Origin of the sequence: Pseudoalteromonas sp. HL-AS2, assembly GCF_031198805.1 — a bacterium.
Taxonomy (GTDB): domain Bacteria; phylum Pseudomonadota; class Gammaproteobacteria; order Enterobacterales; family Alteromonadaceae; genus Pseudoalteromonas; species Pseudoalteromonas nigrifaciens.
Genome location: NZ_CP133571.1, coordinates 2787605 through 2801448, shown reverse-complemented (window position 1 = coordinate 2801448; position 13844 = coordinate 2787605). Strand labels below are relative to the sequence as shown.

General features: G+C 41.7%; 11 protein-coding genes. All 11 read left to right on the top strand.

All coding sequences use genetic code 11. The features are described from left to right. The first annotated feature begins 1 nt into the window (after position 1). The 11 genes from rng to hscA all read left to right on the top strand — a co-directional run bounded on the left by rng (position 2) and on the right by hscA (position 13839). Complete coding sequence (gene rng, locus RB215_RS13050) at positions 2 to 1474, top strand: ribonuclease G (protein WP_011329323.1); 1473 nt, start codon at positions 2 to 4, stop codon at positions 1472 to 1474. Beyond that, on the top strand, positions 1474 to 5325 hold the full coding sequence (locus RB215_RS13045) for a YhdP family protein (protein ID WP_182676583.1): 3852 nt from the start codon (positions 1474 to 1476) through the stop codon (positions 5323 to 5325). The genes rng and RB215_RS13045 overlap by 1 nt, the downstream gene beginning before the upstream one ends. A 38-nt stretch (positions 5326 to 5363) precedes the next feature. After that, a complete protein-coding gene (locus tag RB215_RS13040; RefSeq protein WP_309216528.1) occupies positions 5364 to 6191 on the top strand; it encodes a carbon-nitrogen hydrolase family protein in 828 nt (275 codons plus the stop codon). Beyond that, entirely contained in the window at positions 6188 to 7627 is a 1440-nt protein-coding gene (gene tldD, locus RB215_RS13035) for a metalloprotease TldD (protein ID WP_309216526.1), read from the top strand. Before RB215_RS13040 ends, tldD begins: the two co-directional genes overlap by 4 nt. 230 nt (positions 7628 to 7857) lie before the next feature. After that, positions 7858 to 8583 carry a tRNA (cytosine(32)/uridine(32)-2'-O)-methyltransferase TrmJ gene (gene trmJ / locus RB215_RS13030; protein WP_011329318.1) on the top strand — a complete coding sequence of 242 codons (726 nt, stop codon included), beginning with the start codon at positions 7858 to 7860 and terminating at the stop codon, positions 8581 to 8583. A gap of 207 nt (positions 8584 to 8790) precedes the next feature. Continuing rightward, positions 8791 to 9282 carry a Fe-S cluster assembly transcriptional regulator IscR gene (gene iscR / locus RB215_RS13025; protein ID WP_011329317.1) on the top strand — a complete coding sequence of 164 codons (492 nt, stop codon included), beginning with the start codon at positions 8791 to 8793 and terminating at the stop codon, positions 9280 to 9282. A gap of 24 nt (positions 9283 to 9306) precedes the next feature. After that, entirely contained in the window at positions 9307 to 10524 is a 1218-nt protein-coding gene (locus RB215_RS13020) for an IscS subfamily cysteine desulfurase (protein ID WP_011329316.1), read from the top strand. Between the two features lie 43 nt (positions 10525 to 10567). Then, positions 10568 to 10951, top strand: coding sequence for a Fe-S cluster assembly scaffold IscU (gene iscU / locus RB215_RS13015; RefSeq protein ID WP_011329315.1), 384 nt, complete (start codon positions 10568 to 10570; stop codon positions 10949 to 10951). A gap of 9 nt (positions 10952 to 10960) precedes the next feature. After that, the gene (iscA, locus tag RB215_RS13010; protein WP_011329314.1) at positions 10961 to 11284 is read left to right on the top strand and encodes an iron-sulfur cluster assembly protein IscA; all 324 of its coding nucleotides are present in this window, start codon (positions 10961 to 10963) and stop codon (positions 11282 to 11284) included. Positions 11285 to 11396: 112 nt separating this feature from the next. Further along, positions 11397 to 11924, top strand: a complete 528-nt coding sequence (hscB, locus tag RB215_RS13005) for a co-chaperone HscB (RefSeq protein WP_041454584.1) — start codon at positions 11397 to 11399, stop codon at positions 11922 to 11924. A 52-nt stretch (positions 11925 to 11976) separates the two neighbouring features. Next, positions 11977 to 13839: a Fe-S protein assembly chaperone HscA gene (gene hscA / locus RB215_RS13000; RefSeq protein ID WP_011329312.1), complete on the top strand. Its 1863-nt coding sequence runs from the start codon at positions 11977 to 11979 to the stop codon at positions 13837 to 13839. The last annotated feature ends 5 nt before the right edge of the window (positions 13840 to 13844 follow it).

Below are 13844 nucleotides of genomic sequence, written 5' to 3'. Positions count from 1 at the left end.
CATGAGTATAGAATTACTAATTAATGTCACGCCAAGTGAAAGCCGTGTTGCCCTAATAGAAAACGGTGTTCTACAAGAAATACAATTAGAGCGAATTGGCAATTTAGGGATTGTTGGTAATATTTACTTAGGAAAAATTAGCCGTGTTTTACCCGGCATGCAAGCCGCCTTTGTTGATATAGGCCTTGAAAAAGCTGCATTCTTACACGCCTCAGATATTGTAAATAGCGCCTCTATTGTTGAAGGTGTTGACGATACCCCGATAAAAAAAGTACAAGATATTCGTGAGTTAGTTCGCCAAGGGCAATATATTATGGTGCAAGTGGTAAAAGATCCACTGGGCACTAAAGGCGCACGTTTAACTACCGACATTACCATACCTTCTCGCTATTTAGTGTTTATGCCCGACGCCACCCACGTTGGCGTAAGCCAGCGCATAGAAACAGAAGAAGAGCGTGGCAGATTAAAAAAAATCGTTGCTGAATACAGCGATGAAAACGGCAGCTTTATTGTGCGAACCGCCGCAGAAGGCGCAAGCGAAGCCGAATTAAGGCACGATGCTGCATTTTTACAAAAATTGTGGCAAAAAGTGGTGTCACGCCGTAAAAAAACCAGTAAAGCCAGTATCTTACATGAAGACTTAACCCTTGCTTTTAGAACGCTACGTGACTATGTGGGCGAAGACATGGAACGCATTAGGGTTGACTCTAAACTAACCTACCAAGAGCTTAAATTATTTACCGAAGAGTTTGTGCCAATTTTGTCGCAAGTGCTTGAATATTATCCGGGTGAGCGCCCCATTTTTGATTTGTTTGATGTTGAAAACGAAATACAAAAAGCGCTGCATCGTAAAGTAACCCTTAAATCGGGTGGCTATTTAATTATCGATCAAACCGAAGCGATGACCACGGTTGATGTTAATACTGGTGCATTTGTTGGTCATCGTAATTTAGAAGAAACCATTTTTAATACCAATGTTGAAGCAACTTCTGCTATTGCGCGCCAGCTTAGGCTGCGTAATTTAGGCGGTATTATTATTATCGATTTTATCGATATGGTAAGTGAAGATCATAAACGCCGCGTAATGCATTCGCTCGAATCGGCATTAGCAAAAGATCGTGCTAAAGCTAATATTAATGGCTTGTCGGCATTAGGTTTAGTAGAAATGACCCGTAAGCGCACCCGCGAAAGCTTAGAACATATATTATGTGATGTTTGTCCTGCGTGTTCTGGTCGTGGTTCACAAAAAACAGTAGAAACAGTGTGCTACGAATTACTGCGCGAAATAGTGAGGGTTAATCGTGCTTACGATGCAGATAAGTTTGTGGTTTATGCCGCGCCAGCGGTATGTGAAGCATTACTAAACGATGAATATCATAACTTAGCTGAGTTAGAACTATTTATTGGTAAACAGGTCAATATTCAAGTTGAGAGTTTATACAGCCAAGAGCAGTTTGATGTGGTAATGATGTAATGAAAGCAAAAGCGGTCTGTTTTTTTTGTTTTAGAAAGTTATGGCAAACGTGTGCCATAATTTTAGTGTTACTGGCCGTGACTGTTTCTATTTTAAAATATACCCTACCTTATGCAAACGACTATAAAGATAATATAGAAAACTACCTACATACCAAGTTTGATATTAGTTTATCAATCGGCTCTATTTCAGCAAGTTGGCAAGGTAGCGGGCCTGCTCTAGTGCTCGAAAACCTATCATTTAAAGACAACCAAACTGCACCTATTGCACTCACTATAGCTAAAACCAGTTTAGAGCTTAACTTGTGGGAAAGCTTAAAAACGCTGCAATTAAAGTCAAACTACTTTGTAATAAATGGCTTTCATACCAGTATTAAAGTAGCTAATTTATTTGCCAAAAATGAAGGCGAAGTGTCGTTTGAGCAAAAAGAGCTAATAGAAGAGCTATTTTTGGGTGACACAGGCCACTTCGCAATAGAAAACTCCAGCATTAACTTTATTTTAGAAGACGGTACTGAGCGTAAGTTACTGTTAGAGAATATTGTTTGGCAAAATCAAAATAAGCAACACTTAGGTAGCGGTAGCTTAGCATTACCGGGTATTTCGGTGGGAAGTTTTGATGCGCGAATTGCACTCAAAGGCGATACTATTGAAAAAATGGCAGGCGACATGTATGTGCAAGCTAATGAGGTAGATGTATCTAACTGGTTAGCGCAATATATTAATACCGAAAAACAGCAACTGCACAGCAACATAAACTTACAAGCTTGGTTAGAGCTTAATCAAGGTTTAGTGAGTGATGTTAAAGTACAGTGGTTACCTAGTTTTGCACGTTGGGAGTTGGCTGGAGAAAAACAACAGCTGAGCCTAAGCGAAGGGGGATTTCATTTATTTCCTGAACAAAAAAGCTGGCGGTTGAAAAGCACGGGGTTAGCGTTTAATAGTAATGATAAAAGCTGGCCGAGTTTAGAGTTTGAGGCACTGCTGGGTAAGCAAAATAAAATTTGGTTACAGCAAGTTGATATAGCGCTACTTAGCGATTTAGCCGAGCTGACTAACTTTAATAACCTAACGCCATTTTTACAGCGCCAACCTAGTGGGCAAATAAAGCAAGCTTACTTAGACTATACCCATAGTGAGCAATGGCAGCTGTGGTTTGAAGCCGATAATATTGGCTGGCAAGAGCAGCACGCAATACCTGCCGCACAAGAACTGCGAGTTAGTGCTCTGGTTAATCAGCAATACGGGCGAATTACCCTGTTTGGTGAAAATAACAGCCTAATTACCGGTGATAGTTTTAGCCAAAATATAGATTATGAGCAATTAAATATAGAGCTCAATTTAGCCAAGCGCAGTAATGCTTGGCACATTAGTAGTGACAATATTTGGTTTAATAATGATGAAGTAACCTTTGCTGCAGAAATGCAGCTTAGCTTAGGCGACGAACCGCGTTTAGATTTATACGCCGAAGCATTTGCACCCGACGCGAGTATTGCTGGGCATTATTTTCCTTTAAAAGCGATGAGCCCTGAATTAGTTAGCTATTTAAATGGCGCTATAAAAGGCGGTGAAGTGTCAAAAGCACAAGTGCTTTTTGCAGGCCCGCTAACAGGCTTTCCATTTAGTGACGGCTCTGGGCAGTTTGATGTGTTAGCACAAATAGATAACGCCACTTATCAGTTTGATCCCGACTGGCCTGCAGTTACTAACGCCAGCGCCCAGTTACATTTTGCCAACGAGCGCATGGATATTTATAGCCAGCAAGGCAAGTTAGTAAATTTAGCTGTGGGTAGTAGTGTACGCGTTAGCATTAGCGATTTAATGCATGCCGATGAGCTAGTAGTTAAAATAGATAAGCAAGCCGAGCTTGAAAAAATGCACGACTTTTTTGCGGCCACGCCACTTGCCAGCCCGCTTGCTGAAATTTTTAAAATTGTGCAAGGTAAAGGCGAAGCTAGTGCAGATATAGAGCTGTTAATTGGTTCTAAATTTGCTAATGGTGCAAGTGTGAGCGGCAAAGTAAATTTAATAGACTTACCTGTTTATATTGCGACTCCAGGCATTGAACTGGATAACTTAAACGGCGAGCTGCATTTTAAAAACAATGAAATAACCCTCACTAATGCCACTGCAACATGGTTGGGCATGCCACTCAATATTAACTATGACAGCAAAAGTATTGAGCAAGATTATCGCGCCAATATAAACATAAAAGCGCAGCTAGATGCCGAGACTCTTATTGCGAGCGGCCAAGGGTTATTAAAAAACTACCTTAGCGGGAAAAGTGCAGCCGATATTGGTTTAGTGCTTAACTTTACCGAACAAGGGTTTGATTATCGTGCGCAAGTAACCTCGTCATTAATTGGTTTAAGCAGTACTTTACCGGGTGACTATGCTAAAAGCAGCGAGCAACCATGGCCACTCAATGCAGTTATTCAAGGCGATAATATATCTAACTTAATTACCGCTAATATAAAGCAGCTATTTTATTTTAACGCCATTTTAGATAACGCCAACACCCACTTTAATAATGCTCATTTTGTTATCGGTAAAAATGATTTAGGGCTTAATAAAAAAGATTTAGCGGTTAGTATTAATTTACCACAAACCGATTTGCTTCCGTGGCTAGAGTTAATTGAGCAAATTATAAATGTATCTAAGCAAGGCTCAGAGCAAGCATCAGCTAGTGTTATGCCACCACTGCATGAAGTACTTGCTAATATAGAAAAACTTAATATTAGTGACGTGCAATTTAATGACTTTGAAATGCGCTTAGCACCTACCCAAAACGATTTATACCTAAAGTTAAATGCTAAAGAATTGCGTGCAGGGGTGCTAATTCCTATCTCGCAAGCCAGCCAGCCGATTCGAATTAATAGCGATTATTTAAGGGTTAACTTTATTGAACCAACAAATGTTAAGCCAGTTGCAAGCACAGAAACAGCCGATGACGTAAGCTGGCTTACTCAGCTACCCGCAATAGAATTTGAATGTGGCGATTGTAAGGTGAGTCAGTATCAGTTAGGTAAAGTAAGCGCGTCTTTATTGGGGGATGGTAAACGGCTTGTTATTTCTGAGTTAGTGGTTGATAAGAACGATCATATTTTACGCACCCATGGGCAGTGGCAAAATGGCCAAACGCAACTCAGCGGTGAGCTTAAAAGTGAGGATATAGGCGCATTATTTAATGAGTTTGACTTAACCACCGCAATTAAAGATTCAAACGCAACCATTAACTATAATCTTGCATGGCAAGCAGCCCCGTATAACCTTGATGTAGCAAGTCTTTCGGGCAATATTGATTGGCGTTTAGGCGAAGGACATTTAACCGAGGTAAGTGATGGTGGCGCGCGGGTGTTCTCGTTACTGAGCCTAGATTCACTAGTGCGTAAATTAAAACTCGATTTTAGAGATGTGTTTTCCAAAGGTTTTTTTTATAACAGCATGCAAGGCACAATGCAGCTTGATAAAGGCATTGCCTACACTCAAGATACTAAAATGGATGGCGTACCAGCCGACTTAACCATTAAAGGTTATGCTAATTTAAATACCCTAGAAATAGACTACGACCTAGCGGTTGCGCCGCAAGTAACCTCCAGCATACCTATAATAGTAGCTTGGATGGTTAACCCCGTTACCGGCCTTGCTGCGCTTGCTATAGATAAAGTGATTCACTCGGCGCGCGTTATTTCCGAAATAAACTTTAAAGTAACCGGTAAAATGAATGACCCGCAAGTACAAGAACTTGACCGTAAAAGTCGTGAAGTAACGCTACCACAAGCGGCGCAAAATCAGCCTCAAGCAGCAACAAAGCTTAAACTAAAAGACGCTGAGGTGAGCGTTACCCAATGAGAAATAGCCAATGAGAAATAGCTAATGAGTGCTACCTTATGAGTGAAGCAATTCCGACAATTATTGCTCTGCAAATGTGCTCTGGGGTTGATCCTGAGCAAAACATACAAACGCTAGTTAATCAGTTACAACAATTACCCACTACAAGGCCACTATTAGTGTGCTTGCCTGAAGCCTTTTTAGTGTTTAGTAAATCGGGTAACGATACCTTAAAAGTGGCTAAGCATGCAGAGCGTTATAAGCAGCAGTTAAGCGAGCTGTGCCAATTGCATAATATTTGGTTAAGCGCTGGTACTATGCCAGAACCTTATAACGACAATAAATATTACGCCGCGTCGCACTTATTTAATGCCCAAGGTGAACTCGTTGCCAGCTACAATAAAATGCATTTATTTGATGTAACAGTTGATGATTCAACAGCCAGCTATCGAGAATCAGACTTTACTCAAGCAGGAAATGAAGTTGTTGTTGTCGACTCTCCCTTTGGTAAAATAGGCTTAACAGTATGTTATGATCTGCGTTTTAGTACTTTATATACTCAACTTGTACGCCAAGGTGCAGAAATTATATTAGTCCCTAGCGCCTTTACGGTAGTGACCGGACAAGCCCATTGGCAACCTTTATTGGCGGCTCGTGCAATAGAAACACAATGTTATGTGATTGCTGCAGCGCAATATGGAGCACATGAAAATGGCCGCCAAACCTATGGCCACAGTATAATTTTGTCCCCTTGGGGAAATACATTAAGTGAGTTGCCCACGGGCACAGGTTTTATAAGCGCCACGTTAGATTTAAAGCAATTACACAAAATTCGACGAGATATGCCAGTGCAATCTCATCAACGATTTAGAGAGCATTTATTATGAATACGGTTGAACAGCATTTATTACACGACAGCCAGCTAAATCGAGAAGAACTCGAAAAAACGCTCGCCTACATTCATCAACATAAGGTGGATTACGCTGATTTATACTTTCAATCAAGTCACCATGAATCATGGGTACTTGAAGACGGCTTAGTAAAAGAAGGTTCATACAATGTTGAACGAGGCGTAGGTGTACGCGCAGTAAGCGGCGAAAAAACCGGTTTTTCGTACTCAGATGCAATCACCCTTGAAGCACTTAATAAAGCCGCAACTGCAGCGCGTAGTATTGCCGAGGCCGGTGAAAATAAATCAATTCAAGTATTTAGCGATGTAACTGCAAAGCAGCAGTTTGCCCCGCATCAGCCAATTTCAAGTATGAGCGATACTGATAAAGTAAATTTGTTACGAGAGCTTGAAAACTATATTCGTGAACTAGCACCCGACGCAGAGCAAGTAATAAGTTCAATGTCGGCCGTGTACGAAGAAGTACTTATTGCCGCTAGCGACGGTACTTTTGCCACCGATATTCGCCCACTTATTCGTTTAAATTGTTCAGTACTACTTGAGAAAAATGGTCGTCGTGAACGCGGTGGAGCCGGTGGTGGTGCGCGTTTAGATTATGGTTATTTTAAAGAGTTAGTAGAGGGTAAACCACGTTGGATGGAGTTTGCAGAAGAGGCAGTACGCCAAGCAAAGGTAAACCTAGAAGCCATTGATGCGCCAGCCGGAACCATGGAAGTGGTGCTAGGAAATGGCTGGCCAGGTGTATTATTACACGAAGCCGTAGGCCACGGCCTAGAGGGCGACTTTAACCGTAAAGGCGCATCGGCGTTTAACGGAAAAGTAGGGCAAAAAGTAGCGTCTGAGCTATGTACTGTGGTTGATGATGGCACTATGGCTGATCGTCGTGGCTCACTTAACGTAGACGACGAAGGCACACCTGCGGCCTATAACGTACTTATCGAAAACGGTATTTTAAAAGGCTACATGCAAGATAAAATGAACGCGCGCCTAATGGGCGTTAGCCCAACGGGTAACGCACGTCGTGAATCGTACGCACATTTACCTATGCCACGCATGACCAACACTTACATGTTAGGCGGTGAGCACAGCCAAGCAGATATTATCAGTAGTGTTAAAAAAGGCGTGTTTGCGCCTAATTTTGGTGGCGGACAAGTTGATATAACGTCAGGTAAATTTGTATTTAGCGCATCAGAAGCCTATTTAATCGAAAACGGTAAAATTACCCAACCAATTAAAGGCGCAACCTTAATAGGTAACGGCCCAGAAGTAATGCAGCAAATATCTATGGTAGGTAACGACCTTGCGCTTGATAAAGGCGTTGGCGTGTGCGGTAAAGACGGCCAAAGCGTCCCTGTTGGGGTGGGTCAACCTAGTTTGAAAATAGACAAGTTAACAGTAGGCGGAACAGCTTAAGTACTGCTATTTGATTTAATAAAAGATAAAAGCAGCGCAGTGTTTGGACATAAGCAAAGGATGTTGGCTTGCGATCACTAAGTGTGTGCTTTAAATAAGCTGGTATATAAACCTAAACATGGTTTATATTTTGAGCTGAACCCTATTCACGGCTGCGCTTATCGTAGCCGTGTTTTTAATTACATGGTAGAATTTGCGCAATTTTTTGCAGCAAACAAAGTAGCACAGCAATGATCTTAGATGATATTCGCGTTGTTTTAGTTAACACATCACACTCAGGTAATATTGGCTCGGCGGCTCGCGCCATGAAAACCATGGGCTTATCAAAGCTTTATTTAGTCGACCCAGCGTGTGAAATCGACAGCCATGCCAGTGCATTAGCCGCTGGAGCAAGTGATGTTTTAGGTAATGCTGTGATTGTTGATACTGTTGCTGATGCAATTGCCGATTGCGCGTTAACTATTGGCACGAGTGCGCGCTCTCGCACACTATCTTGGCCTATGGTTGAACCACGTGAATGTGGTGAAAAGCTAGTAAGCGAAGCAGTTAATGGCCCGGTTGCTTTGGTGTTTGGTCGTGAAAATAGCGGCTTGAGCAACGATGAATTACAGCTTTGCAATTATCATGTATGTATTCCGGCAAATCCAGAGTACAGCTCGCTTAATTTAGCTATGGCAGTGCAGACATTATGCTACGAAACGCGAATGGCGTTTTTAAATCAGCAACCTAAAATAGCCGAAGAAGATGACACCGTTTACCCTAGCTCAAAACAAACTGAGTTATTTTACGGGCATCTTGAAGAGACACTGTTTAATACTGGGTTTATCATTAAGCAGCACCCAGGCATGGTTATGACCAAGTTACGTCGTATGTTTAATCGTGCTCGCCCTGAAGATGCTGAAATGAACATTTTACGTGGTATTTTAACCTCTATAAATAAGTCGATACCTAAATAATAATGGTTATAGCAATTAGTTATAACAAGCTACGATTAAATAACGCGCTAATACTTGACTAAATTACTCAGGTAATTACAATAGGACGTAATACTTGAGTAAAACACTCAGGTATTACGTGTTTAGCTAAGAACTGGTTTTAAGTTTTAATACTTGACTAATTTACTCTGGTAATTAAAATTTGCACTCTTTTGTGCGGAGGGCGTTATGAAGTTAACATCAAAAGGCAGGTATGCCGTTACAGCTATGCTGGATGTTGCACTGCACACAGGTGTAGGTCCTGTTGCCCTTGCTGATATTTCACAGCGACAAGAAATTTCTTTGTCTTACCTTGAACAGTTGTTTGCCCGTTTACGTAAAAACGGTTTGGTAAGTTCTGTTCGCGGCCCTGGCGGTGGTTATTTATTGGGGCGTAAAGCGGACGCTATTTCTGTTGGTGATGTGATAAATGCAGTAGATGAGTCAGTTGATGCAACACGTTGCCAAAAAAGTGATATAGGTTGCCAAAGTGGTATGCGCTGTTTAACTCACAATTTGTGGTCAGAATTAAGCGCACGAATAGAAGAATTTTTAGATAATATTACCCTTGCTGAATTGGTAGAGAAATCTGATGTGAAAGAAATCGCATTACGCCAAGATAACAGTGTTAATGATGCAATTAAGCAGTTGGAAAATATTCAAGTAAGCTGTCAACTTTAAGGTTGACCTGCAGCGGAGAGAGAAATGAAGTTACCGATTTATTTAGATTACGCAGCAACCACGCCTGTTGACGAACGTGTTGCCAAAGAAATGATGCAATGCCTGACAATGGACGGTAATTTTGGAAATCCTGCGTCACGTTCACATAGGTTTGGTTGGCAAGCTGAAGAAGTGGTCGATCAAGCACGTACCGATGTTGCTGATTTAATTAATGCAGACCCACGTGAAATTGTTTTCACTTCGGGTGCAACTGAATCAAATAACCTAGCAATAAAAGGCGCAGCACAGTTTTACAAAAAGAAAGGTAAGCATATTATTACCGCTAAAACTGAGCACAAAGCTGTAATCGACACGTGTCGTGAGCTTGAGCGTCAAGGTTTTGAAGTAACCTATATGGACGTTGAAGAAAACGGCCTACTTGATTTACAAAAACTTGCCGACACTATGCGTGACGATACCGTACTTGTAAGCATCATGCATGTTAATAACGAGCTAGGTGTAATTCAAGATATCGCTACTATTGGCGAAATGTGTCGCGAACGCAAAATTATGTTCCACGTAGATGCAGCGCAAAGCGCAGGTAAAGTATTAATTGACGTACAACAGCTTAAAGTTGATTTTATGTCATTCTCAGGCCACAAAGTATATGGTCCTAAAGGTGTTGGTGCACTTTACGTTCGTCGTAAACCGCGCGCTCGCCTAGAAGCACAAATGCACGGTGGCGGCCACGAACGTGGTATGCGCTCTGGCACACTTGCTACGCATCAGTTAGTGGGTATGGGTACAGCGTTTAGAGTTGCTAAGCAAGATTTCGAAAAAGACCATGCACATATAAGCGCCCTACGTAAGCGCTTAATTGACGGTATTATGAGTGATATGGAAGAAGTGTACTTTAACGGTACACAAGACCAATCAGTACCAGGCATTGTAAATATCAGCTTTAACTTTGTTGAAGGTGAGTCGTTACTAATGGCAGTAAAAGACATTGCAGTATCGTCAGGTTCAGCCTGTACGTCAGCAAGCTTAGAGCCTTCTTATGTTTTACGTGCACTTGGCCGTAACGACGAATTAGCACATAGCTCAATTCGTTTTAGTATTGGTCGTTTTACCACCGAAGAAGAGATTGATTACACCGTTGAATTAATGAAAAACTCTATCGGTCGCCTACGTGAAATGTCTCCACTTTGGGAGATGCATCAAGAAGGTATTGATTTAGATTCAGTTGAATGGGCTCACCACTAATAATAGTGCGAGTACATACCTAGCAGGTAGTGAGGATAGAATTATGGCTTACAGTGATAAAGTAATCGACCACGTAGAAAACCCACGTAACGTAGGTGTTTTAGACAAAAATGATCCGTCAGTGGCAACGGGTATGGTAGGCGCACCAGCATGTGGTGACGTAATGAAGTTACAAATTAAAGTATCTGCCGATGGTATTATCGAAGATGCAAAATTTAAAACGTATGGTTGTGGTAGTGCAATTGCTTCATCTTCACTGGTAACAGAGTGGGTTAAAGGCAAAACACTAGAGCAAGCAGCGACTATTAAAAATACTGATATAAGTGCAGAGCTAGAGTTACCACCAGTGAAAATTCACTGTTCAATTTTAGCCGAAGATGCAATTCAAGCAGCAATTGCAAATTATAAAAGTAAACAAGCGAAGTAAGAGAGTTCCATGGCAGTGACATTGACAGATGCGGCAGCAAACCGCGTACAATCATTTTTAGCAAATCGCGGTAAAGGTTTAGGCCTGCGCGTTGGCATTAAAACGACGGGCTGTTCAGGTCTTGCCTATGTACTTGAGTTTGTTGACGAGCTAAACGACGACGACGAAACATTTGTAGCAAAAGGCGTTACCTTAATTGTTGATGCTAAAAGCTTAGTTTACATTGACGGCACGCAGCTCGATTACACTAAAGAAGGCTTGAATGAAGGGTTTAAATTTACTAACCCTAATCAAGCTGACGAGTGTGGTTGTGGCGAAAGCTTTACCGTTTAAATTTAAACGTGTTTTGAATACCTAAGTTACTTGGGTATAAAACAAGCCCTGCCAATAAACGTAGGGCTTTGTTATTTTTGAAATTAATTTCTGAATATTATTGGTTGAAGTTATGCGCTATTTTGAGTTATTTGCAATACCAGTTGACTACAATATTGATTTAGTAATAGTTAACAAGCACTACTTAGAGCTACAGCGTGCAGTGCACCCCGATCGCCATGCCAACGCCAGCAGTCGCGATAAATTAATGGCCGTGCAAAGCGCCGCAGAAATTAACGACGCACTACAAATATTAAAGCACCCAGTAAAGCGTGCCGAATATATGTTAAGTGAGTTGGGTGTCGATATTCGTGCTGAGCAACAAACCTTGCAAGATCCGGCATTTTTAATGCAGCAAATGGAACTTCGCGAAGAGTTAGAAGAGCTAACGTCAGCGAGCGATCCTGACACTGCAATCGCTAATTTTGAAAAGCAAATCAAGCAACTTAACGAACAATACAGTGCACAACTTGCACAGCAATTAGCAAGTAACGACGAGCAGCAATACCAAGCTGCTGCAGATAATGTTCGTAAACTAAAATTTGTTTATAAACTACGTGACGAACTAGAGCGTATTGAAGACAGTTTATTTGATGACTAATCACCTAACTTGCTAATTTATAAAGCAAGGTAAAGCGAGTTTAAAAAATATTATGGCATTATTGCAAATTGCTGAGCCGGGGCAGAGCGCGGCACCACATGAACATAAACTAGCCATAGGTATTGACCTAGGTACAACTAACTCATTGGTAGCCACGGTACAAAGTGGCGAAGCACGCACCTTAACAGATGACTTAGGTGAAGCAATGCTTCCTTCGGTAGTGCGCTATCAGGCGGGTGGGATCACTGTAGGCAGCGAAGCTGTAAAATCAGCAACGCAAGATCCCGTTAATACGCTAATTTCAGTTAAGCGCTTTTTAGGTAAAACCCAAGCAGAAATAGAACAAAGCTATGGGCAACTACCGTATCAATTTTGTCAGCACGATGGTGCACTTGCCATAGAAACAGCTGCTGGAAAAATCAGCCCAGTTAAAGCATCTAGCCATATTTTAGCTGCATTAAAAGCCCGTGCAGAACAAAGCTTTGGTAATCAAGAAATATTAGGTGCAGTTATTACTGTACCGGCATACTTTGATGACGCTCAGCGCCAAAGTACAAAAGATGCCGCTGAACTTGCAGGTATTAACGTACTGCGATTATTAAACGAGCCAACGGCAGCCGCTGTTGCTTATGGTTTAGACTCGGGTCAAGAAGGTATTATTGCTGTTTACGATTTAGGCGGTGGCACCTTCGATATATCAATTTTGCGCTTGCACCAAGGTGTATTTGAAGTATTAGCTACCGGTGGCGACTCAAGCCTAGGCGGCGATGACTTTGACTCACTGATTGTTGATTACTTAAAGCAGCAAACGGGTGTAACCACTTTATCTCCAGCGGTACTGCGCTTATTTATTAATAAAGCTAAAGCCTGTAAAGAAGCATTAAGCCAATACTCAACTGTTAATGTTGGGCTTGAGTTTGATGATGAGAAACACATGGTTGAAGTGACCCGCGAAAAACTTGACGAGCTTGCGATACCACTCGTTAAAAAAACGCTTCGTTCTTGTCGCCGTGCTGTAAAAGATGCTGGTATTGAGAACGAAGAAGTGCTGCAAGTAATTATGGTGGGTGGCTCTACTCGCATGCCATTAGTACGCAGCCAAGTTAGTGAGTTTTTTAATAAAGAAGCATTAACGTCAATTGATCCCGATCGCGTTGTAGCGCTAGGTGCTGCGTTGCAAGCAGACGTGTTAATAGGTAATAAACCTGATTCAGATATGTTGTTACTTGATGTATTACCACTATCGCTAGGTCTTGAAACTATGGGTGGCTTGGTGGAAAAAATTATTCCACGTAATACCACTATTCCAGTAGCACGTGCCCAAGAGTTTACTACTTTTAAAGATGGCCAAACAGCCATGTCGTTGCACGTACTACAAGGTGAGCGCGAATTGGTAGACGATTGTCGCTCTCTTGCTAAGTTTAGTTTAAAAGGTATTCCGCCAATGACTGCGGGTGCTGCACATATTCGGGTTACGTTTAAAGTAGACGCCGATGGTTTACTTAGCGTATCGGCAATGGAAAAATCGACAGGCGTACAAGCAGATATTCAAGTTAAACCGTCATTTGGTTTATCAGACGACCAAGTCTCTAATATGCTAAAAGAGTCAATGAGCAACGCTAAAGGCGATATGCAAGCGCGTATGCTCAAAGAGCAACAAGTAGAAGCACTACGTGTAATTGAAGCACTAGAGGCATCACTTGCGAGTGACAGTGGTTTACTTGACGAAGCGCAACTAGCATATTTACGAGCTGAAATTGCAGAGTTGGTAAAAGTGCGTGAGAATGCGCAGCAACCAAACGAGATTAAAACCGCGATTGAAAAAATGGATAACGCCAGCAGCGATTTTGCCGCACGCAGAATGGATGCATCAATTAAAAAAGTTCTTACTGGGCAGTCAGTAGACAATATTTAAGAGAG

Excerpts from the sequence above, each read along its gene's own strand:
- rng (WP_011329323.1), top strand. The coding sequence starts at position 2 with ATGAGTATAGAATTACTAATTAATGTCACGCCAAGTGAAAGCCGTGTT.
- hscB (WP_041454584.1), top strand. The coding sequence starts at position 11,397 with ATGCGCTATTTTGAGTTATTTGCAATACCAGTTGACTACAATATTGAT.
- iscA (WP_011329314.1), top strand. The coding sequence starts at position 10,961 with ATGGCAGTGACATTGACAGATGCGGCAGCAAACCGCGTACAATCATTT.
- RB215_RS13045 (WP_182676583.1), top strand. The coding sequence starts at position 1,474 with ATGAAAGCAAAAGCGGTCTGTTTTTTTTGTTTTAGAAAGTTATGGCAA.
- trmJ (WP_011329318.1), top strand. The coding sequence starts at position 7,858 with ATGATCTTAGATGATATTCGCGTTGTTTTAGTTAACACATCACACTCA.
- RB215_RS13040 (WP_309216528.1), top strand. The coding sequence starts at position 5,364 with ATGAGTGAAGCAATTCCGACAATTATTGCTCTGCAAATGTGCTCTGGG.
- RB215_RS13020 (WP_011329316.1), top strand. The coding sequence starts at position 9,307 with ATGAAGTTACCGATTTATTTAGATTACGCAGCAACCACGCCTGTTGAC.
- iscR (WP_011329317.1), top strand. The coding sequence starts at position 8,791 with ATGAAGTTAACATCAAAAGGCAGGTATGCCGTTACAGCTATGCTGGAT.
- iscU (WP_011329315.1), top strand. The coding sequence starts at position 10,568 with ATGGCTTACAGTGATAAAGTAATCGACCACGTAGAAAACCCACGTAAC.
- hscA (WP_011329312.1), top strand. The coding sequence starts at position 11,977 with ATGGCATTATTGCAAATTGCTGAGCCGGGGCAGAGCGCGGCACCACAT.
- tldD (WP_309216526.1), top strand. The coding sequence starts at position 6,188 with ATGAATACGGTTGAACAGCATTTATTACACGACAGCCAGCTAAATCGA.